The sequence below is a fragment of the Pseudaminobacter sp. Soil_N_29 genome (genome assembly GCF_057656055.1).
In genome coordinates this window covers 1-1,305 of the sequence record NZ_JBDGLC010000016.1, presented here as the reverse complement: position 1 = coordinate 1,305, position 1,305 = coordinate 1, and the positions used below count along the sequence as shown (strand labels likewise).

Annotated in this window: 2 protein-coding genes; both read left to right on the top strand. The window is 69.1% G+C overall.

The window, feature by feature from the left end; translation table 11 throughout:
• Positions 1–273 (top strand): type II toxin-antitoxin system VapC family toxin (locus tag AC3A4H_RS23120; protein WP_487768807.1); only part of this gene is annotated, 273 nt, incomplete at its 5' end.
• The coding region (locus AC3A4H_RS23115; RefSeq protein ID WP_487768806.1) for a tyrosine-type recombinase/integrase at positions 263–1,305 on the top strand (1,043 nt) is incomplete at its 3' end. The genes AC3A4H_RS23120 and AC3A4H_RS23115, both read left to right, overlap by 11 nt.

The following is a 1,305-nucleotide window of genomic DNA, read 5'->3' as shown; positions in this document are numbered from 1 at the left end:
CTGGAGACGCGCTTTGGCGAACCCGGTGGGGTCGAACTCGATCTGTGGCTGGCAAGGGCGAACGTCGACATTGTCGCGGTCGAGGTCGAGCACGCCGATCAGGCGCGTCGCGCCTGGCGCCGCTATGGCAAGGGCCGTCATCCGGCGGGCCTGAACTATGGCGACTGCTTCTCCTACGCGCTTGCCAAGCTGACCGATGAACCCCTGCTGTTCAAGGGCAACGATTTCGCCCAGACCGACATCCCCGCGGCGGTGCCTGCCAATGCGCATTGAAGAGTCTGATATCCCCCCTCCGAGCAGCGCGGAAGACGACCTTTCCGACCTCATCGGCGTCGTGATGGAAATGGGGCAGCCGTCAGCTGAACGCGAGAATATCCCCTCCCCTGCCCTGCCGGTCGCCGGGGAACCGGCCCGCCTGCCCGGCCATCTTGAAGATCTCGCCACCCGCGCGCGGGGCTATGTCGAGGCCGCAAGCTCGGCCAACACCCGCCGCGCCTATGCCTCCGACTGGAAGCATTTTTCGAGCTGGTGCCGCAGGCAAGGTCTTGCCGTGCTGCCGCCGGACCCTCAGGTCGTCGGCCTCTATGTCACCGCCTGCGCTTCGGGCACGGCAACCGCAGACAAGAAAGCGAACTCGGTGGCCACCATCGAGCGGCGCCTGTCTTCGCTCTGCTGGAACTACGCCCAGCGCGGCCAAAAACTCAACCGCCGGGACCGCCACATCGCCACCGTTCTCGCCGGCATCCGCAACACCCACGCCGCGCCGCCGCGCCAGAAAGAAGCGATCTTGCCCGAGGACCTGATCGCCATGCTGGAGACGCTGCCCCGGGCGAGCTTGCGCGGCCTGCGCGACCGCGCCATGCTGCTGCTCGGCTTTGCCGGCGCCTTGCGCCGCTCCGAAATCGTCGGGCTCGACGTCGGCCGCGACCAGACCGAGGACGGCCGCGGCTGGGTCGAGGTCTTTCCCGGTAAGGGGCTGCTCGTCACCCTGCGCGGCAAGACCGGCTGGCGCGAGGTCGAGATCGGCCGCGGCTCTGCCGATGCCACCTGCCCGGTCGCCGCCCTCGAAACCTGGCTGAAGTTCGCCCGCATCGCGCATGGGCCGTTGTTTCGCCGCGTCACCGGCCAGGGCAGGACGGTCGGCGCGCACCGCCTCAACGACCAGGAGGTGGCGCGGCTGGTCAAGAGGACCGCGCTGGCCGCCGGCGTGCGCGGCGACCAGGCCGAGGGCGAGCGGGCGCAGAAATTTGCCGGCCATTCGCTGCGCGCCGGCCTGGCTTCCTCGGCCGAGGTCGACGAGCGCTA